Annotated in this window: 16 protein-coding genes; 12 read left to right on the forward strand and 4 right to left on the reverse strand. The window is 55.9% G+C overall.

Going from position 1 to position 24,710, the window contains the following annotated elements; all coding sequences use genetic code 11:
- Positions 1–167 precede the first annotated feature (167 nt).
- On the forward strand, positions 168–902 hold the full coding sequence (locus HG15A2_RS05390; protein ID WP_145058575.1) for a PEP-CTERM sorting domain-containing protein: 735 nt from the start codon (positions 168–170) through the stop codon (positions 900–902).
- Between the two features lie 105 nt (positions 903–1,007).
- On the opposite strand, the gene HG15A2_RS05395 is transcribed toward HG15A2_RS05390, so the two are convergent.
- Entirely contained in the window at positions 1,008–2,894 is a 1,887-nt protein-coding gene (locus HG15A2_RS05395; RefSeq protein WP_145058577.1) for a carbon starvation CstA family protein, read from the reverse strand.
- Between the two features lie 244 nt (positions 2,895–3,138).
- Between HG15A2_RS05395 and HG15A2_RS05400 the strand changes: the two genes are divergently transcribed.
- The 3 genes from HG15A2_RS05400 to asnS all read left to right on the forward strand — a co-directional run bounded on the left by HG15A2_RS05400 (position 3,139) and on the right by asnS (position 7,455).
- Positions 3,139–4,188: a thioredoxin-disulfide reductase gene (locus HG15A2_RS05400; RefSeq protein WP_145058579.1), complete on the forward strand. Its 1,050-nt coding sequence runs from the start codon at positions 3,139–3,141 to the stop codon at positions 4,186–4,188.
- 96 nt (positions 4,189–4,284) lie between these two features.
- Entirely contained in the window at positions 4,285–6,033 is a 1,749-nt protein-coding gene (locus tag HG15A2_RS05405; RefSeq protein ID WP_145058581.1) for a divalent metal cation transporter, read from the forward strand.
- Between the two features lie 6 nt (positions 6,034–6,039).
- Entirely contained in the window at positions 6,040–7,455 is a 1,416-nt protein-coding gene (asnS, locus tag HG15A2_RS05410; RefSeq protein WP_145058583.1) for an asparagine--tRNA ligase, read from the forward strand.
- Between the two features lie 68 nt (positions 7,456–7,523).
- Here the strand turns inward: asnS and HG15A2_RS05415 are convergent, their stop codons facing one another.
- The 3 genes from HG15A2_RS05415 to HG15A2_RS05425 all read right to left on the reverse strand — a co-directional run bounded on the left by HG15A2_RS05415 (position 7,524) and on the right by HG15A2_RS05425 (position 11,327).
- On the reverse strand, positions 7,524–9,140 hold the full coding sequence (locus tag HG15A2_RS05415) for a DUF7453 family protein (RefSeq protein WP_218932339.1): 1,617 nt from the start codon (positions 9,138–9,140) through the stop codon (positions 7,524–7,526).
- Between the two features lie 687 nt (positions 9,141–9,827).
- Complete coding sequence (locus HG15A2_RS05420) at positions 9,828–10,454, reverse strand: hypothetical protein (protein ID WP_145058587.1); 627 nt, start codon at positions 10,452–10,454, stop codon at positions 9,828–9,830.
- 315 nt (positions 10,455–10,769) lie between these two features.
- A complete protein-coding gene (locus tag HG15A2_RS05425) occupies positions 10,770–11,327 on the reverse strand; it encodes an ECF-type sigma factor (RefSeq protein ID WP_145058589.1) in 558 nt (185 codons plus the stop codon).
- Between the two features lie 217 nt (positions 11,328–11,544).
- On the opposite strand from HG15A2_RS05425, the gene HG15A2_RS05430 reads away from it, so the two are divergent.
- From HG15A2_RS05430 to HG15A2_RS05465, 8 genes are all read left to right on the forward strand, one after another.
- Positions 11,545–12,687, forward strand: coding sequence for a YHYH protein (locus HG15A2_RS05430; RefSeq protein ID WP_218932340.1), 1,143 nt, complete (start codon positions 11,545–11,547; stop codon positions 12,685–12,687).
- A gap of 151 nt (positions 12,688–12,838) precedes the next feature.
- A complete protein-coding gene (locus HG15A2_RS05435; RefSeq protein WP_145058591.1) occupies positions 12,839–14,839 on the forward strand; it encodes a peroxidase family protein in 2,001 nt (666 codons plus the stop codon).
- An 89-nt stretch (positions 14,840–14,928) separates the two neighbouring features.
- Positions 14,929–15,546, forward strand: a complete 618-nt coding sequence (locus tag HG15A2_RS05440; protein WP_145058593.1) for an EF-hand domain-containing protein — start codon at positions 14,929–14,931, stop codon at positions 15,544–15,546.
- A gap of 148 nt (positions 15,547–15,694) precedes the next feature.
- Positions 15,695–18,706, forward strand: a complete 3,012-nt coding sequence (locus HG15A2_RS05445) for a CotH kinase family protein (protein ID WP_145058595.1) — start codon at positions 15,695–15,697, stop codon at positions 18,704–18,706.
- Positions 18,707–18,789: 83 nt separating this feature from the next.
- A complete protein-coding gene (locus tag HG15A2_RS05450; RefSeq protein WP_218932341.1) occupies positions 18,790–19,506 on the forward strand; it encodes a hypothetical protein in 717 nt (238 codons plus the stop codon).
- A gap of 20 nt (positions 19,507–19,526) precedes the next feature.
- Positions 19,527–20,621, forward strand: coding sequence for a YHYH protein (locus HG15A2_RS05455; RefSeq protein WP_145058597.1), 1,095 nt, complete (start codon positions 19,527–19,529; stop codon positions 20,619–20,621).
- 113 nt (positions 20,622–20,734) lie between these two features.
- The gene (locus HG15A2_RS05460; RefSeq protein WP_246117890.1) at positions 20,735–23,119 is read left to right on the forward strand and encodes a serine/threonine protein kinase; all 2,385 of its coding nucleotides are present in this window, start codon (positions 20,735–20,737) and stop codon (positions 23,117–23,119) included.
- A gap of 59 nt (positions 23,120–23,178) precedes the next feature.
- Entirely contained in the window at positions 23,179–24,438 is a 1,260-nt protein-coding gene (locus HG15A2_RS05465; RefSeq protein WP_145058599.1) for an outer membrane protein assembly factor BamB family protein, read from the forward strand.
- Positions 24,439–24,710: the final 272 nt, after the last annotated feature.

The following is a 24,710-nucleotide window of genomic DNA, read 5'->3' on the forward strand; positions in this document are numbered from 1 at the left end:
AAAGGGCTTCATCTATACGGCAAACGTCGAAATCGTGCAGAAATGGTCCTCAGCTTGACTCGCTAGGGAAGTCTTGGGTTATATTGGCAGGCCAAGCGGGCACCCGCTGGTGGCAGTACAAATCTCATCTGCGACTTGGTTCTTAATCTCCTGGAAGGGAATGGCTAATGATCCGGTATCAACTCTTCTTTGCAGCGGCTTTGGGCTGCTGCAGTGTGGCTTCGGCGTCAATCACGACTTCGGCCGTAGATGATTTCTCGAACACAACTAACACGGCCACTTCGGAGTGGTCGTATCGTTGGTCGCCTGACTCAGTTCGCGATGGCGATTATCCGTTGCTCGCCACCAACAGCGACCCGGCTACGCTCTGGACTCCAACAACTCCCTATTGGAACAACGGTGGTTCACTCCCTGGAGTCGGCGTCAACCAGTCGGGTTCGGCAATCAATATATCGCCGCCTTTCCTTCCCTTCTCGTGGCCTACCGACACCATCTGGATGCATCCTCCAAGCACTGGATTCGCCGTTGTCACGTGGACCAGCCCTGTAACGGGCACCGCCGACATCGAGTTCGAGTTCGACGACATGGACCCCAACGGGGCCTTTGCCAATGGCGTTCGTTGGTATGTCGATGTGGGTGATGTGAGCGGCAGTTTGGCTAACGGCTCGTTTGTCGGTGGTACCGGAATCATGCCGATGACGGTTACAGACGTTGCAGTCAATTCGGGGGAACAGGTTCACTTCATCGTAGATCCCTTTGGTGACTTCAGTTTCGACTCAACCGCATTTCGCGCCACAGTGACCTACGTGCCCGAGCCAGCGTCGATGGCCCTGCTTGGACTGGGTGCTGCGTCCTTGTTTGTTACAAACCGAAAATCGCTCTGCGGGCCACGAGCCGCATGATGGTCGGCGTCGTCGTCGGGTAGCTCGAGTCCCAGAACAACTGATGTACTGGTAGCTCTTGGGAACATCGTTACTGTACAGAATAACTCGAGTGTGGTCGTCGTTCTAGCAACTCCGCCCGCCCGCCAGTTTGTGCTCCGCTTTCGACGGGAGCGGTGGCAGCGCTTCCTCAAGTATATTCTTCGCTCGCGGCCAAGCGGCCCAGGCTTCCGCGATCATCCATGCTTGCAGGGCAAGAATCGCTGCGCCGAAGCCGACCAGCAAGTAGTTGCCATCCTGCCACCAGCCGCTCTCTGCGTTGAACATATTCCAAAGCATGGCCCAGGCGGGCATCACGAACATCAGCGCCATCGGTACGACGATGAAGGCCACCGGCTTGCCGCGTCGCCATAGATAGAACGCGGTCACCAGCATGGCGAGCCCGGCGAGCAACTGGTTGGTCGCGCCGAACAGCGGCCACAAGATCATGCCGCCCGAGCCGGGGCCGATGGGGCCCTTGATCATTGCGACGGCCAAGCCGGCTGCGACGGCGACAAAGGTGGCCGTGTACTTGTTGGTAAGGGGCTGCACGTGCAGCGAAGCGCCAAGTTCCTGAATCACATACCTCTGCAAACGGGTGGCGGTATCGAGCGTGGTCGCAGCGAAGCAGGCAACTAACACGGCTATCACGGCGAGGGAATATTTCAATGGAATCCCTATCGCGCTCAGGAAATTAGCCCCGCCGTCGACGAAGGCGCCTACCTTCTGACCCAGTCGATGATTCGCCCAGCCACCGACCGTGCTGGTGGTGCCATCAGCTGCTGTGACTTCAGTAATCTTCGACTGGTACTTGCTTTCCCAAGCTGCTCGGCCTGTGAGTCGTCCTTCAGCACCTTCGACACCCATGCCCAGACCAGCACAGCAGGCGAGAATCACCAACACGGCCAGCGCCCCTTCGAGCAACATTCCACCAACGGCAACGTACTGAGCGTCGGGCTCCCGCGCGATTTGCTTGCTCGTCGTGCCGGAACTTACGAGGCAATGGAAACCACTGACTGCTCCGCAAGCAATCGTAACGAACAGAAAGGGAAATATCGGCGGAGCGTCTGCGGGAATTTCCTTTGCAATGGCTGGCGTACTGGCTTGCAGGTCGGCTTGCCCCGTCAGGGCGGCAACACCAAGGCCAGCAATCAGTAGCACGAGCGCGACAAACAACTGGTGACTATTGATGTAGTCGCGAGGCTGCAACAGTACCCAGACCGGCAGCACGGAAGCAATGAAGCAGTAGATCATCAACAACGTGGTCCACAGCACCACCGGATTGAACCAGCTGGCGTCTAGCCCGGTTGCGCTGGCGAGTTGTTTGGACCACTCAGCGGGGAGAGTCAGCGGTAAGTGTTCAGCGCCAATGTAGACGGCGGCGTAGAGAACAACTAACGCGATCACCGAAGGCCATAGCAGGCTGCCGCCCCGGCGGTACCAAAACCCAATAGCAACGGCCAAGGGCATGGCAATCCAAACGCTTAGTACCGACTGCGGATAGATCTCGAAGATCTTGGCGATCACCAGGCCGAAGATCGCCAGCACAATGGTCAGCGCCAGAAACAGCACCGTGAGGAACAGCACCTTCGCACGAGGCGAGATGATTCGGCCCGCGATTTCACCCACCGTTTGCCCGCGATTTCTCAAGCTGATTACCAGCGCGCCAAAATCGTGGACGGCACCAATGAAGATCGAACCGATCAGCACCCACAGCAGAGCAGGCAGCCAACCCCAGAAAACGGCGATGGCTGGCCCCACGATAGGCCCTGTGCCGGCAATGCTCGTAAAGTGATGCCCGAAGACCACGTGCTTTGGCGTGGGCACGTAGTCGATATTGTCGCAAAGCTGCACACTCGGGGCCTCAGCATCCTGATCCAACGCAAACAATTTTCGCGCCAGCCATCGTCCGTAAGTATGATACGCCAACAGAAAGCCGGCAAACGAGCCGAAGGCTACGAGGAGTGTGAACATGTATTAGGCCAACGATAGGAAGCTGAGAATTCAGTCGAACTCAATCATAAGCTCGAAAGTAACGCACCGGAAGCATATAGCCGCTGAGCTTGCTCTGCGTTTCGGGCGAGCGCGGAGCCAGCTCAACAGTGAAATGAGTGGTAATCAGTCCGTTTACGATTGACCTTAGTCGCTCTATAATCCCTACTTGCGCTTTTTGCGACTATTCCTACCATTTGACGCCCGATTCATAGGACGAATTTACGTGCCCGAACATGTAGTGATTATTGGTAGCGGCCCTGCTGGTTGGTGTGCCGCCATTTATGCCGCTCGTGCGAACTTAAACCCGCTCGTTTTTGAAGGTGCTGTCACGGAGGAAAACCGCCAAGACGGCACACTCCCCCTCGGGCAGCTTGCTCTTACGACCGAGGTGGAAAACTACCCCGGGTTCCCTGCGGGTGATATGAGCGGGTATTTGAAGAGCTCTCTTGCTGACGAGTATGCGTATCTGGCGGACATGCACCAGAAGGAAGGTGCTAGTGGACCGGAATTGATGCACCTCATGCGTCAACAAGCGGCCAATTTTGGTACGCGAATCGAAACGGACGATATCTCCGAAGTGGATTTCGAGAACCGCCCTTTCAAGTTAAAATCACTTGGCGGCATAGAGGTCGAAGCGCATGCCGTGATCATTGCCACCGGTGCGCGGGCGAACTACTTGGGCCTCCCTTCGGAAGATGCTTACAAGAATCGCGGCATCAGCGCGTGTGCCGTTTGCGACGGTGCTCTGCCCCGTTTTCGTGATAAACCTTTAGTCGTCGTTGGCGGTGGTGATTCTGCTTGTGAGGAGTCGGACTACTTGGCTAAATTCGCCAGCAAGATCTACATGATTCATCGCCGTGACGAACTGCGCGCCTCGAAAGTGATGGCTGATCGCGTGCTAGAGAACGACAAGATCGAAGTCGTTTGGAATAGCGAAGTCGAAGAGGTCCTCGGCACTGATGATGGGGGCGTAAACGGCGTGCGAGTTAAGTCCACCGTGGACGATTCGAAGCGAGATTTGGAAGCAACAGGCATGTTCCTGGCAATCGGTCACACACCCAATACGCGGTTCCTGGAGGGCAAGCTCGAAATGAACGAGAAGCACTACCTCAAGTGGACTGTGCCCTTCCGCACTAATACCAGCGTGGAAGGCGTGTTCGCCGCCGGCGACGTTGCCGACGATTACTATCGCCAAGCCGTCACGGCCGCCGGCACCGGTTGTATGGCGGCTCTGGATGCAGAACGCTGGCTGGGGGCCGAGGGCATTTCGTAGGACTTTTACATCGCGTTTCTAGCGATCATCTTTTCATTTTGCCGCGGTGCTCGCATCGTGTTTGGTACTCATCTCTTTCAGGCGGGCTAGTCTCCTATGTCAAACACTCCAGCACCCGTGGACGAATCGGTCGAACGCGACCGGCAAATGCTGATCGACGCCGAGCAGAAGGGCTTTTTAGGTAAACTCGGAACCTACACGCGTCTTTCAGGGCCCGGCTGGTTACAAAGTGCAATTACCCTTGGTGGTGGGTCGCTCTCAGGAGCTTTGTTCCTCGGCGTACTCGGTGGCACTAGCATGTTGTGGCTGCAACTCGTGGCGATCATCATGGGCGTTGTCATGCTGTCGGCAATTAGCTACGTCACGCTATCGACCGAGCAGCGGCCGTTTCAACTTATCAACCAACATGTCAATCCGGTACTCGGCTGGGGTTGGTTGATCGCGACCTGCCTTGCCAACATCCTTTGGTGCATGCCACAGTTCAGCCTGTGCTACGAAGCGCTGGAGCAAAACTTAGCCTCCGGATTGGTCGGTTCGTCACAAAACGCCAAGCTCGCGGTTTCGGCAATTATTCTGACGATTACTTCAATTGTCTTGAGTTTTAACCTCAAGGGTGGGGCAACTGCTAAAGTCTTTGATCTGTTTCTCAAGGCGCTCATAGGTGCCATTGTACTTTGCTTCTTCGGCGTAGTGATTTACTTGAGCAGGCAAGGTTTGCTGGATTGGTCGGCGATCTTTGCGGGCTTCATACCGGACTTCTCTCAATGGAGGGAAGCTACCGGCGATCTGCGTCCGTTGCTCGCCGACTTGCCAGCGGAAGCTAAAGAGTTCTGGGGCACGCGTTTGGCTCGTGAGCAACGCGCGGTGATGATTGGTGCCGCGGCGACCGCGGTGGGCATCAACATGACCTTCCTCCTGCCGTACTCGATGCTGCAAAGAGGCTGGGGAAAGAGCTTTCGCGGCCTTGCCCGGTTTGATCTCTCTACTGGCATGGCCATCCCTTACGTCTTGGTGACTGCTTGTGTGGTGATCGCATCAGCCCACGCGTTCCACGGACAAGCGGACGAGGAACTATTGTCCTCAGACCCTCAAGTGGTCCAGACCAGCGAATTATTTGCTCAAGCCCAAACCAATCTAATTGCGAGGGTTCGACCGGAGTTGGCGGGTAAGAAGCTAGACGAACTTGATGAACCTGACCAGCAAGAGGTACTGAAAGAAATCGCCACTCTGCCAGAAGCCGAAAAGCGAATTGCGGCATCGTTCGACAAACGTAATGCATTCAAGCTAAGCAAAGCACTGGCGCCCTTGCTGGGGGAAAAGAACGCGAATCTTGTATTTGGTCTCGGCATTTTTGGAATGGGGTTCTCGACAATCATCATTCTCATGATGATCAACGGTTTTGTTTTCTGCGAAGCCTTTAATAAGCCGCGCAACGGCTCGGTAATGGTCATTGGATGCCTGGTGGCTGGCGTTGCTGGGGCTGCTTGGCCGTACGTCTGGGAAGGACCGTCGAAGCTGTGGTTGGCAATTCTTGTCTCAAGCTTTGGCATGATGCTTTTGCCCATCGCTTACGTCACTTTCTTCATGCTGATGAATAGCAAGGACGTTTTGGGCGACGATCGACCACGCGGTTTTTGGCGCTGGGTGTGGAACCTCATGATGGGGGCATCCGTCATAGGCGCACTCGTCGCTGCAGCGACGGCTATCTATGACAAGATCACCGATCATAGTTCTCCCAAAACAGAGCTAGCCGGCAAGCTGGTTCTAGCCTTGTTGATCGGCTACCTAGTGGCAGCGGCAATCGGATTCTGGGCAAAGTCAAAACGAACTGCGGCAGAGCACTAACAATTAATGACATCCTCCGACAAACTCTCCGTCAAACAAGCCCGTCAGGCCGAGGCCATCGGCCAGCAGGCGACACTGCAAGGTTGGGTGCGCACGCGGCGTGATTCCAAGGGCGGCTTTAGCTTCCTAGAGATCAACGACGGCAGTTGCCTCTCGAATATCCAGATCATCGTGGATGCAGACCTGCCGAATTATGAGTCCGACGTGAAGCGGCTTTCGGCGGGTTGCAGCATTAGCGTTCGCGGCGAAGTGAAAGAGTCTGGCGGGCGCGGACAGGCGACCGAGATGCTCGCCAAGGAACTGATCGTACACGGCTGGGCCGATCCAGAGAGTTACCCGCTACAGAAGAAGCGACACTCGATGGAAAAGCTGCGTGAGTGGGCCCACCTGCGGCCCCGCACGAATACCTTTGGCGCCGTCATGCGAGTTCGGAATCGCATCGGTCGTTCGATTCACGACTTCTTCCAAGAACGTGACTTTCTCTACACGCACACGCCCATCATCACGGCCAGCGATTGCGAAGGCGCCGGCGAGATGTTCCGCGTGACCACCATCGATCCAGCCATGCCGCCCAAGGATGATAAGGGCGAGATCGACTACACGCAGGACTTTTTCGATCGGCCCAGCTATCTTACCGTCTCCGGGCAGCTTGAGGGCGAGATCTACGCTACGGCTTTGGGGAAGATTTATACCTTCGGCCCCACCTTCCGAGCGGAGAACTCCAACACGTCGCGTCACTTGGCCGAGTTCTGGATGGTTGAGCCTGAAATGGCTTTCTGCGAGCTGACCGACAATATGGACCTGGCTGAGGCATTCCTTAAGCGAGTCGTGGCAGATGTGCGGCAAGACTGCGAAGAGGATCTCCAGTTCTTCCAGGACCGCATCGACGACACAGTTCACGAGTCCCTAGCCAACGTGGCAGACAAACCTTTCGAGCGCGTGACCTACACCACAGCAATCGAGCTACTGGAAAACGCTGACGCTAAGTTTGAATTCCCGGTGAAGTGGGGCGTCGACCTGCAGGCCGAGCATGAGCGCTATCTAACTGAGCAGCATTTCAAATCGCCGGTAATTCTGTACGACTATCCGGCCACCATCAAACCCTTCTACATGCGCGTCAACGATGAAGACGAGCAGGGGCGTCGCACAGTACGGGCGATGGACGTGCTGGTGCCTCGCGTGGGCGAGATTATCGGCGGTAGCCAGCGTGAAGAACGCCTAGAAGTTCTCGAAGCTCGCATGGCTGAGCAATCGCTCGACCCGGAAGAATACTGGTGGTACATCGACCTGCGACGCTATGGAACGGTGCCGCACTCAGGCTTTGGTTTGGGCCTAGAACGAATGGTGCAGTTCGTGACCGGCATGTCGAACATCCGCGACGTGATCCCGTTCCCCAGGACGCCAGGGAACGCGGATTTCTGACGCCTGAAGAGAGAACAGCCCGCAGCCCAGACGGCGATGCCACCGAAGGTCGCAGTTCCTTCAGCTTCTCAGCGGTACGAAGCTAGATTGCCCCGCCGAAGAAGCGGCGAGCTGACGGCAATTGCGATCAGTAGCAATGTGGCACCTGATGGCTCGGGCACGGCGACGACGCTGCTGATGAATACGCCCTGTCCCGTGCCATCGATGAAAGTGGCTAGAAAGGCTATTTCCCCGCGGTCGTTCAAGCCCGTGCTTGGTTCTGTTTGGATATCTGTTTGTGACGCTAAACTTAGACTGCGGATTGTCCGAAGTTGCTCCGTCGTTGGGTCGTCACTAATGTCGACTTGGTCTCCCTCGCGAGCGATAAGTTTCAATTCGCCGGCGAGATTCTCAGCCCAAATACCCATGTCATTGGTATCGTCAACGCCGGGGCCCGTTAGTTGACTTGTGAATGCTGTTTGACCAAGCGCGTTTAAAGAGATCGCAGTAAAACCGCCCGCAAAAGCTACTCCCAGATCAACGCCAGGAGCTTGACCGCCCTCACGGGCCACCACTACCAAATCGCCGTCTGAACCACTCCACAGAAATTCATCATTCGTCGGGTTAACGCCAGTCCCTTGGGTGACTCCCGCGAATGCAACTTGCCTTGAGTCATTCAGCAATGGGTCGCCCACAGACGAATAGATGAGGCCCGGGTTGGCACCAGCGGCCTGCGATCCTTCGAGTGCAACCAACGATAAGCGTCTACCATCGCTTACCCAAATACCAGTAGCACTACTGTTACCAGGGAACCTTCCCACGAAGCTCTGAAAGGCAACTTCCCCAGCACTGTTAAGAACTGTGGAATCAAAGCCTAGAAAGCTAACGCCGAGTGATGCTCCTGGAGCTTGCTCGCCGCTGCGTGCAACAAGCTCGATACCTTGATTGCCCTCGAGCCACACACCGAAGTGACTCGATGTGTCTACACCAGAACCAGTTAAGAAACCGTGAAAAGCGACGTTTCCAGCCTTATTGATTGATAAATCACGGAAGTCTCCCGGCGTCACTCCGACCGGCGCGCCAGCCAACTGTGCGCCTTCACGTATCACAAGCGATAGCCCTTGCGATTGTTCTCGCCATATCCCCATATCATTTTCGTCGGTTACGTTGGGCCCTTCAGTGGTCCCGATAAAGGCGACCCGACCTCCGGCAACGGGGACCGACGAGTCAAAATAGCGGAAGACCTCGTTGTTGTTGGTTTGCTGGGCTGGAAGTCCAATTCCAGCAACAAGCCTATTGTTCGAGTCGCCGTCTCTCCGCCACAGCCCACGAACACCTGAGAAGCCTTGAACGTTGCTTGTTAAGCTTGCGGAAAAGGCAATTTCTCCATCACCACTTAGAGTAGGCGATCTGATCCCGGGCCCATAGGTTACTCCGTCGGGAACGCCTGAAGCCTGCTCTCCTGCGAGAACTATCAGGTCTGAGTCCTGTGTCGATTGCCCTAGCCAGATTCCTTGGACTGTTGTTCCTACTCCTGGACCACCAACAAAAGCTCGAAACGCTACTCTCCCGTGGTTGTCTATAACCGGAGTATTGAAGGAACTAAAGAACGTACTGCTTGGTGCCCCTGGCGCTTGTTGGCCGATCTGCGCCACACTCCGCAGTTTACCGGCAGTCGTGGCAGTAGTGCAGATTTGGAGTGTCAAGACAATCAGGAAAGAAAGTCGAAAGTATATTGGCATCTGATACCTGCTGGCCCAGGGCTTGAAAACGAAAGTGTAGGAATCTGATTGAGGCATAGAAAAACCCGCACCTCGAACCCACTTGCCAATAATGCTGGAAAGGGGATTCAAGGTGTGGGTTGTTCAGTAGGTCGGTTCTCGAGAACAGTGCAAGAGCGTATGCCCACAAGCATAACCGAATAGCTTGCCGACTACAATCTGTTTGGTACTTAGGACAGTTGCCACGAAGGACATTCCCTACGACACACGCTAAACCAACACCGCACCGGCGTACACAAAGCGCCCGCATTCAGGATTTGAGCAACGAGCCACTCCAGGGGTGATGCGCTCGTGCTTGCCGAGAGTTGTTGTGCGGGGGGCGGTTTGAGCTTGAGGTCATGGGCATGGTGCAGACAGCAGACCGAAATCGGCGCCTAAGCTTAGATTCACGGTTCCGATGGCGGGAATCTGGCCCGCACCCACTTCGCGGAACGCTATCCCTCAGTCGGAGTGTTCAACGTTTGGCCGTGCATGCGGAATACAGGGATTCGACAATCGCAGTCGATTCTCCCTGCGATGCAACCGTTGCTCACTGATACTTCAGCCTTTACCCACTGCAAATACTTCGGCGGAAAACCTTTTGAACACCGCGCCCCGGGGCCACTCGTTGGCTCACGCCAGTCGATCTACAAACAATCCAACAGCATCAAATCTGCTGGCCAGCACTTGCTCAAACGCCTGAGGACTAGCGCCGTTCTCTTCCAGGATGCTACTCAAGAGGGATTGAAAATCGTCAGAGGTAGCATCGCTGCTTTCGTCGGAGTTTAGTTCCTGGAGGCTTTCAAGGATCTGACTGACAAGTTCATCGGTCGAAGACTCATCCACACCAGCTGAGAGTAGTGCTGACTCTAACGTGCTCGATTCTTCTTCCTCTTTCGGAGGTGGAGGCGGCCCGTTGGGGCGTCCTGCACCAGAAGGCCCACCAGAGCGTCCTGTGCCGCTAGCCTGAATGGCCTTACCGACTTCCGCCGTGTCGATGCCATTAGCCTCCAGCACATTATCGATGGCCGACTGGACGGACTCGCGACTGGCACTGCCAGAAGACGACTCGGATTCTAATGCCGAGATCGCCTCATCAATCTGTGACAACACATCGGTAGTTGTCGATTCGTCGACACTGATCGATTGCAAGGCGTTGGAGAGCTGCTGCTTGCCTTGCTGAGGTGGCGGCCCTTGCGGACGCGATTGTGCGGAGGAGGATTGGCTCGTATAGGATGTACTCGAGCTTGTGATAGTCATGGTTCCGTCTCTTGCTTCGTAGTAGGTGTTTCAGTGGCTCGGATCTGTTTCACTAGACCAACTGGGGGAGGGTGACATCCATGTTGTCGATCTAGGCCTGCCCAACTCTTGCCCCTGTTTTGACAAAAGGCCCTGTTTTTCTCGGCATTTTCAGCAATTCCATTCTTTCGCAGAAAATTCTGAGAAAGTGTGTCACCCTTAGTTGGGCAACGGCGCATTGACTATTTCGGGAGCTCTGCTTTGGTGTCTTCACTTGTGAAATCCCCCCACCTTTCGCGGGGTGATCAGCCACGTTGCGAGCAAAGCCCTTTGGAGCTAGCGACTCATCTCCCGCTGAAGCCAAGCACGCGCGTAAGCCCAGTTACGTTTGGTGGTGCGTGGTGAGACTTCGAGTACCTGGGCAGTTTCTTCGATCGTCAGTCCAGTGAAGTAACGCAGTTCGACGAGCTTTGCCAAGTCGGCGTCTTCCTCAGCAAGCTTCGTGAGTGCCTCGTCCAGCGCTAGCAGGTCGTCGACATTTTCAGGACTGACCGCTAGGTCATTGTCGTCGAGGTCCTGGCGATTAAGTTCGCCGCCCCGTTTGATGCGGCCCTTGCGACGTGCGTTCTCGATGAGAATCCGCCGCATCGCTTCAGCAGCAGCCGCGAAAAAGTGCCCGCGTCCGTCCCACTGCTTGGCGTCCTCTCCGACAAGACGGAGGAAAGCCTCGTGCACTAAGGCGGTTGGCTGGAGAGTTTGCCCAGAGCGCTCTTGCTTCATGCGACTTGCTGCCAATCGGCGCAACTCTTCGTACACCAGCGGCAGCAGTTCGCTCGCCGCTGCTTGGTCGCCCTGCTCGATGGCGGAGAGAATTCGGGTGATATCGCGATTCATACCTCACCTGTTTTTGAGTTCCTTCACTTTGGAAGACGTCTCAACCATAAAATACCAAGAAAGTGCGGCCCCCCTCACAAGGCAAAGGCGCATTGTAACGTGTCGGGGGTAGGATCGGTTGAAAAGTGTCCGCTACCGGCGTTTCAATTGTTTAACTACTTGGTTTTTGAAGCACCTCCTTCTCCCCTTTCCTCCACCAAAACTGGACAAATAAAACATGAAACGCTTCTGCGGATTCAGCATTTATCTCGTGGCCGGGTTATCCACTGCTATGGCGGCACTGTCCGCTTGCGGCCAGTCCGGTGGCGGCGGACCCGAGTTGCAGGACCAACGTCGCGGTCCAATGAAAGTCGTCGACCTCCCAGATCCCACTGTCAGTATCACCACCGAGGGGGAGTACCGGGTCATCCGCGCTAACGGCCTGCCCGATCACGAAATCGGCCAGTTTCCTAACAAAGGCAATCCCAACGCACTGCGTGCGCAGAAGCACGAATACCGCGTGCCCTTGCATCCGAAGGTCGCCGACAGGCCAACCATGGCCCGGCCGGAGTTTGGCATCGCGCTCAACGGTGTGATCTTCGACGCCGGCACCGGCGAGTTCTGGTCTGCCGATGGTCGACGGCATGGCCCTCCTGGAGGGCCTGGACAGCGTGGGCCTGGACAAGGCGGACCTGGGCAAGGAAGGCGTGGACCACCTCTCGGCCCGCCAGGTGAACGTGGCGAGCGCCGCGGCCCACCGGGTGGAGGTGGCCCGGGCGGACCCGACGCAGGCTGGAACTACGAAGCACTTGGCGGCGGCGTGCCCTTTGGCATCGATCGTAACCACGCGCATGTCCAACCCACCGGCAAGTACCACTACCACGGCATCCCCACCGGACTGCTCGAAGCACTCGGCCAGCACTCCCATGAAGAAACACCCGATGCGGGCCATTCACACGCTCACAAGATGATCCAGCTCGGTTGGGCGTTGGACGGATTCCCGATCTACGGCCCTCTCGGCTACGCCGATCCCAACGATCTGGGCTCAGAACTGGTCGAAGTCAAACCTAGTTACCGCCTGAAAACCGGCCAGCGTCCCGCTTCCCCAGAAGGACCCGGCGGTAAGTTCGATGGCACCTTCGATCAAGACTGGGAATACGTCGAAGACTCCGGCGACCTTGACGAGTGCAACGGCCGTTTCGGCGCAACCCCCGAGTTTCCCGAAGGCACCTATCACTACTACATCACCAGTTCTCACCCAGCGATCCCGCGGATGTGGCGCGGAACACCCACCCAACGTCGGAGGGGCCCAGGTGGTCCTGGCGGAGGACCCGGCAATCGTCGCGGTGGAAACGGACCGCCTCCACGGCCCGATCACTGACCGGTGCGGTCCCGTCGCGACTTCCCAGACCTTTCGCCGGACCCGGCGCTCATGCGACCTTCTAGTGAACCTCAAATTATTTTGCTCACCCTGTCACAAATCGTACTTGTGATAAGGCAGATCAAGGACAACGGAACAGATAGGCAATAAGATGTATCTCCAACGATTCACCGTAATGGCGATCGCCATTTTTTCTATCCTCAGCGGAGTCGCTGATGCCCAAGTAATGCTAGACACCCGAAGCCTCGATGGCTCGGGTAACAACCTGACAGACTCAACCCAAGGACAGGCCGACACCGACTATCTGCGTCAGGCCAACACTTGGTACGCCGATGGGGTCGGCGCTATGCTCACCGATAGTGACCTGCCGAACGCACGTTACATCAGCAATCGGGTCTTCCAAGATGATTTCGTCAACATTTTTGACGAGCAGGGAGTGACTCAGATGGGATGGGCATGGGGACAGTTTATTGACCACACGATCGGCCTCAAAGGCGGCGTCGATCCATCGCTACCGACATCCGGCCTTGGCAACTCGCCCATCGCGTTTGACAGTACTGATCCGCTCGAAACGTTTAACAATAGTTTCGGGGCCATCCCTTTCTCCCGAGTTGCAGCTTCCACAGGCACAGGGACGGACGTCACCAATCCGCGCGAACAGGTCAACACCGTCAGTTCCTACATCGATGGCTGGGCTGTCTACGGCGGGACCGAGGAGCGTCTCGAATGGCTTCGTGAAGGATCTATCGATGGCGATGTGACAAACAATAGCGCTCGACTACTCACTCGCACAATCGATGGCCAGGAGTACCTACCCACAGCCTCGACACGTGGTGACGCCTCCACAGCTCCTGTTATGGATGTCGAGGGACTCTTAACCAGCGACCCCGACAGTCGTCGAATTGCAGGCGATGTCCGGGCCAACGAAAACATCGCGCTAACTAGTCTTCAAACTCTCTTCGTCCGCGAACACAATCGGATCGTCGATGAGCTTTCTCCCTATGCGCTCACCGAGGAACAGAAGTTCCAAATCGCGCGTAAAGTGGTCGGCGCCAGTCAGCAGGCGATTACCACGGAAGAGTTCTTACCTTCGCTCGGCGTCGAATTGGACGCGTATCAAGGCTACGACCCAACGGTGAATTCGTCGATCTCCAACGAGTTTGCCACCGTTGCTTACCGCGCGCATAGCATGATCCACGGTGAGATCGAGTTTGAAGTGGAGTCCGACCGCTATACTCAGGCACAGCTCGATGAGTTTCAAGCCTACGGTCTCAATGTCGAGGTGAACGGAGACGAGGTCGGGATCGCTGTTCCACTTAATCGGGGATATTTCAATCCTGAATTGGTTGAGACTTTCGGAATTGAATCCACGCTTACGGCCCTTAGCGCTGAAGCACAGTACAATAACGACCACCTCATCGATAATCAACTACGCAGCCTTCTCTTCGGTATTCCCAACCCGGACTACGACCCCACCGCTCTCGATGGCCCGGACTCGGTCGCCTATTTCGATGGCGTCATCGACCTTGGTGCTATCGACATTCAGCGCGGTCGTGACCACGGCGTGGCAAGCTATAACGACATGCGAGAAGCATTCGGCCTGGATCGCGTCACGAGCTTTATGGAGATTACAGGGGAATCCACCGAAAGCCTGACCGTTGATATTGACGACCCCGCGGTCATTGAATTTAGCTTCGATCCAGGTGACGAGGACTTTACCGAGATTCCGCAGGTTCAATCGCTTGCCGGTCGACTCAAAGCGATTTATGGCGATGTCGACAATGTGGATGCCTTCGTAGGAGTCTTCGCCGAGGAGCATCTCGAAGGGGTGAGCATGGGCGAACTCTCCCACGCCATGTGGGTTGATCAATTTAGCCGGCTACGCGACGGCGACCGCTTCTGGTACGAGAACGATGAGGATTTAGCGCTCATTGAGTCTCTTTATGGCATTAGCGTAACCGACAGTCTTCATGACATCATCGTCGCTAACAGCGGCGGCCTCCTGGCAATCGGCGACCTTCAGCAGAATGTTTTCCTGGTAAGTGTCGTTCCCGAACCGAGCAGCGCGGTATTGATGGTCGGCCTCATTGCCCTCGTCGCCACGCACTGTCGCAACAAACCGGGTATTGGCAAAATAAGGTGGAATATTTGAGGCCCGATTCAGTCACCAATGGCGCATTGTACCTTGTCGGGCGAAAACGCTTGCCACTCAACAATGTACCAAATTCGCGGAGAAGCAACATGTTCCGTCGTAGCATCCAATATGTCACCTTTTCAGTAGTGATTGCTGTACCTGGTCTCCTGTTTGCACAGCCTCCCGGTCGCGGTGGCCCTCCCGGTGGGCAACAGGGCGGAATGCGGGGTGGTCCGCCGACGGAGATGATTATGGAGCTCTTCCAGCAGGCAGACGCTGACGGTAATGGGAGCGTGACCAGAGCGGAGTTGACGACCGCGATGCAAAGCGGAGAACGGCGAGGTCGTGGCGGTCCACCGTCTCAACAAGGGGGACAGGCTCGCGGTGAACGGCGTGGTCGTGGAGGCCAACTACCCCGAGGGGAAGACGGCGTAGACCGCCCGCGACCCGAGCATGGCGAAGGCGGCCATCGTGGTCCCCCACCACAGACGGGCCAGGTGCTTCCTGAAATGATTGCCGAAACGCTGAACTTGGACGAGAAACAAACGCGACAGCTCGCGGCTCTGCAGGCCGACGTCGACAAGCGACTCGCTGCGATACTTACCGACGAACAACAAGAGCAACTTCAGAACGCTCGACCACAGCACGGACCGGGTCACGGTGAAGGCCCGCAGGGCGGGCGAGCTGCCGGTGATCGACCACAACGGCCAGAGCGTCCACAATGACCGGAATGACCGGAATGGCCGAGAGTTGCACTAATTAAGTGCGGAATTGCTAGGACGCCGTTCAGGCAATCATAGGCATTAAAAACGAGCCCTGGGTAAGCACCACGAAAGTGCAATCCAGCCCAAAATCTATACCTTCGAGGCGACAGTGACTCAGTATTTCAGCGCCAAGATTAGGCAAATCATTTCGCAAGCATTTGGGAATTCGGGACCAAAACGCGGAAGTAAGTTCGCTGGCCGACAGCTGAGGATCGAGTCGCTCGAAGATCGGCAGATGCTTGATGCGGCATCCTGGACTGCATCAGACGTGGGCGATGAGGCGAGTGCGTTCTTTGACGACAGCTACGTCCACGATCTCTACCTAACGTTCGACAACGAAGATTGGTTTGACGTTCTCGAAGCATCCCATGCCAACGACGCCGACGACCCTTACTTTGCAGCCGACTTTTCGGCTGACGGCGTGGTGATTGAAAACGTCGGCGTTCGCTTCAAAGGCAACTCTTCCTTCGAGGGCTCCGACCTGAAGAAGTCCCTGAAGATTGATTTTGATGAGTTCGACGAAGACAACGACGAGCTGACCTTCTTTGGCCTGAAGAAACTGAACCTCAACAACAACTTCAATGATCCCACGCAACTACGCGAGAAGTTGTTTTATGACTACGCGTCCAATTTTGTCGAAGGCGTCAGCCGTGCCGTGCATACCAACGTGTACATCAACGGCGAACTGTGGGGTTTGTACACGGCAGTCGAACAGATCGACAAAACATTTGTGCAAAGCCGGTTTGGAAGCGACGAAGACGGTAACCTGTATAAGGGAGCGGCGTCCGACGACGCCAATGATCCGCAGGCCGACTTCGGTTCCGATTTGACCTATTTGGGTACCGAGCCCGAGCCCTACTACGACTACTACCAACTGAAAACCAACGAGACGGCCAACGACTATACGGAATTGGTCGAGTTCATTGACGTTCTTAACAACACGCCAGCGGCTGACTTGGAAGGGTTGATCGAACCATTACTAGACGTCGACGACGCACTGGCGGGCATGGCGATCAACAACCTCTTTGCTAACTTGGATTCCTACTTCGGGTCCGCTCACAACTATTACCTTTACGATCGAGACGACACCGGCCAATTCACGCATGTCTTGTGGGACGTGAATGAATCGTTCGGTACATTTGCGCAGTTCACAGACCGCTTCCAAGACATGACCGAGCTCGAGCCCTTCTGGACTCCTGTGGCGATGGGCCCTCCCGGCCAAACCGAACCGAAGGAGCGTCCGCTGATGGAGAACTTGTGGGAGGTCGAGGAGTACAGCGAAGACTACTTGCGCGATCTTGCCGAGATGCTCCGCGAAGGGTTCGACGTGACGAGCGCGTCAACTCGAATCAACGAGCTGGCCAACCTCATTCGGGCCGATGTTTATGCGGATCCGTACAGTCAATACACCTCAACACAGTTCGAGACGAACCTCGACAGTAATATTTCCGATGGCATGCGCACCATCTACGGACTGACGTCTTTCATCGCAGACAGGTCGAACTATCTCAGCGCGGAACTTGATAGCTACGCCTCGACATCCGATCTTGTTCTCAACGAACTGATGTCTGTCAACGTCGCAACAGCGCAGGATGAATCGGGCGACTTCGACCCGTGGGTCGAAATCTACAATTTCGGTCCCGGCCTCCTGGACCTTTCCAATCTGTATGTGACCGACGACGCCGGGGATTTGACGAAGTGGGCTCTCCCGTCGGGCGATCTCGACGACGGCGAGTTCCTGACACTTTGGGTCGACGGAGAGACCGGCGAGGGAAGCAGCCATGCGAGCTTCTCGCTGAGCACTGCTGGCGGAACGCTGCTCTTGACCGATGGCTCGTCCGTGATCGACAGCACGACTTACGACGCGATGGCCGAAGACACCTCCTGGGCCCGAGTGCCGGACGGTGGCGGCGACTTTGAAACGACCGATCAACCAACCTTCGGTTCCGAAAACCTTGCAAGCGTTGTGACCATCGATCCAGTCGTGCTGTATATCAACGAGTTCATGGCCGACAATGAGGCGACGATTGAAGATCCAGACGACGCGGGTTCCTACGACGACTGGCTCGAACTGTACAACCCGGGGACAGAACCGGTCGACCTCGGTGGAATGTACTTGACCGACGACCTAACCGATTCAACTCAGTGGCAGTTCGCCGACGGAACGACAATCGCCGCGGGCGGGTACCTTCTCATCTGGGCCGACGATGACACGAACGAAGGAGAGACACACACTTCGTTCAAGCTCTCCGCCGGTGGCGAAGCAATTGGGTTGTATCACATCGATGGCACGACGTTGATCGATTCGATCGAATTCGGTGCCCAAACGACCGACACTTCGTACGGCCGATCTCCGGATGGGAGCGAGTCTTGGGTTTTCATGTCGATCCCCACCCCCGGCGAGGCCAATACGGCGGCCGGTGACTTCGACTCCGACGGAGACGTGGACGGTGCTGACCGCGTCATTTGGGAAGGTGGTTTTGGCACGTCAGCGGGAGCCCAACTGGATGAAGGTGATTCGGACAGCGATGGTGACGTGGACGGCAACGATTTCCTGAATTGGCAGCGAAACTATTCTGGTGCCGCATCGGCGGGAGCATTAGCAATTGGTACTGTCCAACCGGACGTAACCGAAATCGGCCTCAGTGCAGTCAGCAGCATGTCCGACCCCGCACTCAGCTCGTCAAGCATTGCGGCACCAGCCGCACTCGACTCGATCACCGCAGAGAGTACCGGCCAAGATACGCCTAGCTTGCCATCAAATCGCCACAGCGCGAATTTCAATTCCCTTGCTTTTGCCGGCTCCATGTTGCACCGGCCAGCGCTGGAGGCGAGCGACAACACAACAACTGGTGGTTACCTTGCTCGACAGCAAGAATCCACGTTCCAACATCAACCGGACCAGCGAATTATCAGCGTCGATATCCTCATGTCTCGGCTAGATTTTACGATTCCGCGTGTTGATCGTTCGCGCTGGAGTGACGCCGCAACAGACAACACGGAAGCTACCATATCAGTAGAAGTCAATGATCTTGCACGGTCTGACCGTCGCAGTGTCGGCAAAGGGCAATCAGCCAATCCCCATGACGTTGTGCTCGACGAACTATGGGGCACAGCCTGAGCCTGATAGGAATCGAAAACGGTTTTGACGTTCTGATTGTGTGACGAGGCGACAATCCCACCGCAACCCTTGAGGTGATCAATTTGAACAGAACGAATCGAAAGCTTGCCATCGCGTTTGCACTTTGCGCCACTGCCGCCATCGTTGTCTGCCTAGCCAGTCCAGGTACGGGACAGCAGCGAGATGATCGACGTCCACCCAGTCCGGGTGGAGGCGAGAAACCGGAAATCGAAGACACGAAGCGACTGAACGTTTATGCTGACAACTGGTTCTCGCTGTACATCAACGGCGAACTGATTGCCGTCGACTCGATTGCATTCATGCCGCACAACGTGATTTCGGTAGACGTTTTTCCTGAATACCCCATGACGATCGCCGTGATGGCGAAAGACAATGCGGATTTCAAGACCGGGATGGAATACAACAATACACAGATTGGCGACGGCGGCTTCATCCTGAAGCTAGGCGATGGCACGGTGACCAGCAAGCATTGGAAGGCAAAGTCGGTGTCTCGTGGCCCGATTGACGGAGACACCAGCAACCCTCGTGTCGTTCACGAGGAGGTTCCCAAAAACTGGACGGCCCCCGACTTCGATGATACTTCGTGGCAGGCGGCCAAGGAATTTGACGAGCGGACGGTGCGACCAAAGGGCCCCTTTTATCAACATGATTTTAAAGGAGCGAAGTTCATTTGGGCCGACAATCTCGAACTCGACAATACCGTTCTGTTTCGAGTGCGTGTCGATTCTCCGCCCGACGGGAGTACGCCCAAAACGTTTCCCATCCTCCAGTCAAAATGATCCGCGGCGGGACTACAACTATGAAATTCGCTTCACTGTTGAGAGTATTCACGGTCCTTTTGGTTTTGGTGCCACTTTCCGCGTCAGCACACCAGTGGCACGAGCATCCCGATGGCGATCACCAGCAATCAGAGCCGGTCGAGCGGCCAGACTCCGACAAGACGCGACAGATTTTCGTGCCAATAGGCACCAAGCAAGAGGCAGACATGAAAGACAAGCTCGATATTGCTCGTCATTTTCAGCAGTTTAAGAACGTCAAGGTGCGGTGGGACGCCAACACGCTGTTCGTGGAAACAAGCGGGTTGCCGGACCACAACATGATGGTGGGAATCAAAGCGTGGCAACAACAAGTCCCACTGCCGCAGCCCTATACCGGCGGCAACGCATGGCAGATTCCCCTCGAACCGAAGCTGGCTGACAAGCCAGTATCAGCCAAGAATCGCCTCTACCGAGGGGCGATTGCGCTGGCTGTCAACGGCGTTCCGATCTTTAACCCACTGAACAACCGAGGCGAGGATGCGTACCTTGCTGGCGAGTTGGATGAGTGGGGCGGCCACTGTGGAAGAGGCGACGATTACCACTATCACATCGCTCCACTGCACTTGCAGGAGATCGTCGGCAAAGGAAATCCTATCGCCTTCGCACTGGATGGCTTTCCCATCTATGGCCTCACCGAAGCAGACGGCTCGCCCGTGGGCAAACTGGATGAATTCAACGGACAGTTTGACGAAGAGGATAGGTATCACTATCACGCGACGAAAACGTATCCGTACATCAACGGAGGAATGCGGGGAGTCGTTACGATTCGAGGAGACCAGATTGAGCCGCAGCCGCAAGATGCACCATTGCGTCCGGCCTTGGAACCGTTGCGAGGAGCAACGATCACCGATTTCAAATCAACCGAAGGGCAATCCGCGCTTACCTACCGTCTGCGGGGGCAGGATGGCACGGTGACCTATTCGCAAGTCAAATCTGATACTTGGAAGTTCACTTACAAGGAACCGGGCGGCAAGTTGCGTACTGAAACGTACCAGCGGATGCCACGTCGAGAAGATCGGCGCGGCGGACCCCCACCTCCGCCCCCACCTCGCGGAGAACGTCCTCCGCGAAGGTAACGTCTGACTTGGGTGCGTGCTGGACGAGTGCTCCAACATCACTCTGAGTCACAACTCGACAGAGCCCTCCGTGTTCAAAAATGCTTGCTTAATCCCATATCGAGTAGAATACGATGATGCCCAATCCAACCGAACGTACCATTTTCCTACATGCGATCGAGGAGGAAAACCTCGATGATCGCTTGGCCTATTTGGATTCTGCGTGCGGCGATGACGAAGGTTTGCGTGGCTCGGTAGAAACGCTACTCGCTGCCCACGACGAACCGGCTGCTCTGTTGGATCATCCGATTGGAGCTGACCGCACTCGCTTGTCCTCGCCTTTAGTTGGTCTAGGCGAACCGATTGATCACATTGGCATGCAGGTCGGTCCCTACAGGTTGAGGGAACTGATCGGCGAAGGCGGTTTTGGTCTTGTCTTCGTCGCCGAACAAGGGCACCCTGTGCGACGCCGGGTGGCTTTGAAAATCGTCAAGCCCGGCTTGGGGTCGAAGGAGGTGATCGCACGGTTCGAGGCTGAGCGCCAGGCCGTCGCAATGATGAACCATCCGAACATCGCTCAGGTGTTTGATGCGGGTGTCACTACTGAGGGGGGGCCCTACTTTGCGATGGAATTGGTCCGTGGGCTGCCGATCACCGAGTTTTGTGATCAGCAGCGCCTAAACATCCACGAGCGACTGGAACTGATGATCGATGTCTGCTCGGCGGTTCACCACGCTCATCAAAAAGGAATTATCCATCGCGACTTGAAGCCATCCAACGTGATGGTGACTCTCCACGATGGTAAGCCGCTCGCCAAAGTAATTGACTTCGGCGTCGCCAAGGCGCTCGGCGAAAAGCTGACCGACAAAACGATCTACACTCGCTTTTTCTCGATGATCGGTACGCCCTTGTACATGAGTCCCGAGCAGGCCGAGATGAGCGGCTTGGACGTCGATACGCGTAGCGACATTTTTTCGCTCGGTGTGATCTTGTACGAATTGCTTGTCGGAGAGACACCCTTCGATCGCAAGCGATTGGACTCGGCCGGTTTGGACGAACTACGGAGAATCATTCGGGAAGAGGAACCTCCCCGCCCTAGTACACGGTTATCCCATGCGGCACAGTCCACCCTCGACAACAAACTTTGCACGACTGCGGATCAGCGGCACGTCGCTCCTCGCGAACTTGCCTCCACGTTGCAGGGCGACCTTGACTGGATCGTGATGAAGTCGCTCGATAAGGACCGCTCTCGCCGCTACGACTCTGCGGTCTCACTTGCAGAGGATATTCAGCGCTATCTCGACGGCGAGCCCGTGAAAGCTCGCCCTCCGACCACCTTCTATCGACTCCAGAAATTTGCTCGGCGTCACCGTGTGGCTTTTCTTACCGCCGCACTTGTAGGTGTAACCATGATTGTAGGAACCGCCACCAGTCTTTGGCAGATGACCAATGCAATCGATGAGCGGAACGCTAAGGACCTTGCACTGCAAGAGGCGACTCAAGCGAAAGCCGAGGCCATTGCGGCCAAAGCAAAGGTTGAACAGTTCGCGGAGGACCAAGTCAAAGCCAATGAACTAATCGTTAATGGTCAAGTGCATGCGGATGCCGGACGTTGGGCGGACGCTTCGCGAGACTACGATGCTGCTGTCTCGATCCAGCCAAGTTTCTACTTGCCGCGCGTCCAAAGGGCACAGCTTTTTACACGATTGGGTCTCTGGCCCGAAGCAGCCACAGACTATGCGAAGGCAATCGAAAGCGGTGCCGCGACTTCTCAGCCGCAGTGGTGGGGAGTTCCCGTGTTATTTCTCTACACAGGCCACGACGATGCACTCCATCGGATTTCAGAGCAGCGCCGCGAACAAATTTTACGAGACCCATCGAATCCACAATGGATGCTGTTGCGTGATTTGGCGGTACGCGACGATGCACAGTCGCCCGAGGACTTCAAGCCGTTCATTGCGATTGCTCTGGACTGGCTGGCTGTGCCGAGGTTTACTGGAGGGCCGGAACCGCCCGGCCCACCGCCGAGAAGGCACGATCGCGGTGGAGAACTACATGGAAGGCCTGCTCCACCTCCCATGCATGATCCGTTCGGTCGGTTCATACAGCCCGACACTACTCCGCCTTGTGTTTGCGAATACATTTCAGGGATGGTGCATCTCCGTGCAGGAGAGTCTGATGCCGCGATCGACTTTCTGTTGACCGCTGAACACGATCCTCACTGGCCCGCAAAGTACCTTATTCACGCCCCACTCGCCTTGGCCCACTTTCGCAACGGAGACATCGAGCAAGCCAGTAGCGAGCTTGATCGTTCCGATGCAATGCTCGAGGAACTGCTTTTGTCCACTAGTGAGCGACCTCTGCGAGGCATGGGGTCCCCATGGTTCGACTTAGTCGAAGGATTGCAAGTTAACCGAGAAGCGTCGCAAGTTATTCGCGGTACCCCCTCATCGTTGTCGTCGCAACTTGATCAACATCGCGCGGCAACGTTAAGGATACTTGCAGGGCACCAGCCGTAGGTGTCGCGGAAGTGTCCATGCGATCCTCATTTCTAATCCTTTCACGGAAACAAATCTCAATGCATCGCTACCTCATCGCGTTCGTTTGTCTATTGAGCATGAATGCCCAACTACTCGCCGGAGACTGGCGGGAGTTTCTGGGCCCGGGGGGATCAGCAAAATCAGCGGATGTCGTTCCCACCACTTGGGGCGAGTCGAAGAACCTTAACTGGAAGGTCGAGCTGCCTGGGACCGGTTCGTCGAGCCCAATCATTGTCGGCGACAAGCTGGTTGTGACTTGCTATGTCGCTGGCGAGACGGAAGCCAAACGCCAGGTATTGTGCTTTGATAAGAATTCAGGCGAGCAGCTGTGGTTCGTCGATTTCCCAATCGACTATTCCGAAGACCACTATTCAGGCTATCTCACTGAACATGGGTATGCCAGTAATACGCCCGTGAGCGATGGCGAAAGCGTTTACGTCTTTCTTGGCAAAGGTGGTGTCCACTCGATCACACTCGACGGGAAGAAGAACTGGAGCGTCGACGTCGGCAAGGAATCAAGCAATCGAGAGTGGGGATCGGCCGCAAGCCTGATCCTGTATAAGGATAGCCTGATTGTGAATGCTTCTGAAGAATCGCAATCGATCATCGCTCTGAATAAGGCCACCGGAGAGGACCTTTGGCGACAGGAAGCGGCAATGCTGGAACTCACCTACGGCACTCCCCGCCTTGTGAATCTTGATGAAGGCGAATCAGAACTGGTCATCAGCGTACCTAGTGAAATCTGGTCGCTGTATCCCACGACCGGCAAGCTTAAATGGTATTGCCACTCGCCGATGGCCGGCAATGTTTGCCCGTCAGTCATTGTCGAGGGTGAGACGGTCTACAGCTTTGGCGGTTACCGGGCCTCCGGCAGTATCTCAGTCACAGCGGGCGGGAAGGGCGACGTGGCTGATTCCCATGTCAATTGGACCAACCGCTCAAGTTCCTATGTCGCCACTCCGCTGCTACACAACGATCGCTTCTACTGGATCGATGATCGTGGAATCGCTCACTGTACGTCTGCCACAGATGGTGAAGTCGTCTATCGCAAACGCGTAGGCGATTTAGCAAGTGGTCGTCCCGTCTATGCGTCACCTGTCTTAATCGGCAACCATATTTACGTCGTCACACGTCACAGTGGCACGATCGTGTACACGCCTGGCGACACATTCGAGCCCGTCACGCGTAACGTCATTGCCGACGACGAGACCGACTTTAACGCCTCACCCGCAGTGTCAAATAACAGACTCTACCTTCGCAGCAACCAGTCGCTGTACTGTATTTCGGATTCCAAGTGAGAAGTTAGTTGGAGTCTTTCCCATTCCCAGCCGACTTTGGATGCCCGTTTATAAGAGCTGCTGAGGCCGGGCGAATTCTGCTCCGAGTGTTCTCATGCAATTGCAGGTGGTGAACTAGGACCTCTGGTGATGCACATTAAAGTCGAATGACTTCGCGGCACTTGCACTCGGTGCGACCCTAGGTGAGAACGCCCGACGGCTCGAACAGTCGCTTGGGATCTGGCTATGCGTGTAGCGAGACAACATCCTGCCTAATATCTAAGGCAGTTGCA

The sequence above is a fragment of the Adhaeretor mobilis genome, from assembly GCF_007741515.1.
GTDB classification, from domain to species: Bacteria; Planctomycetota; Planctomycetia; order Pirellulales; family Lacipirellulaceae; genus Adhaeretor; species Adhaeretor mobilis.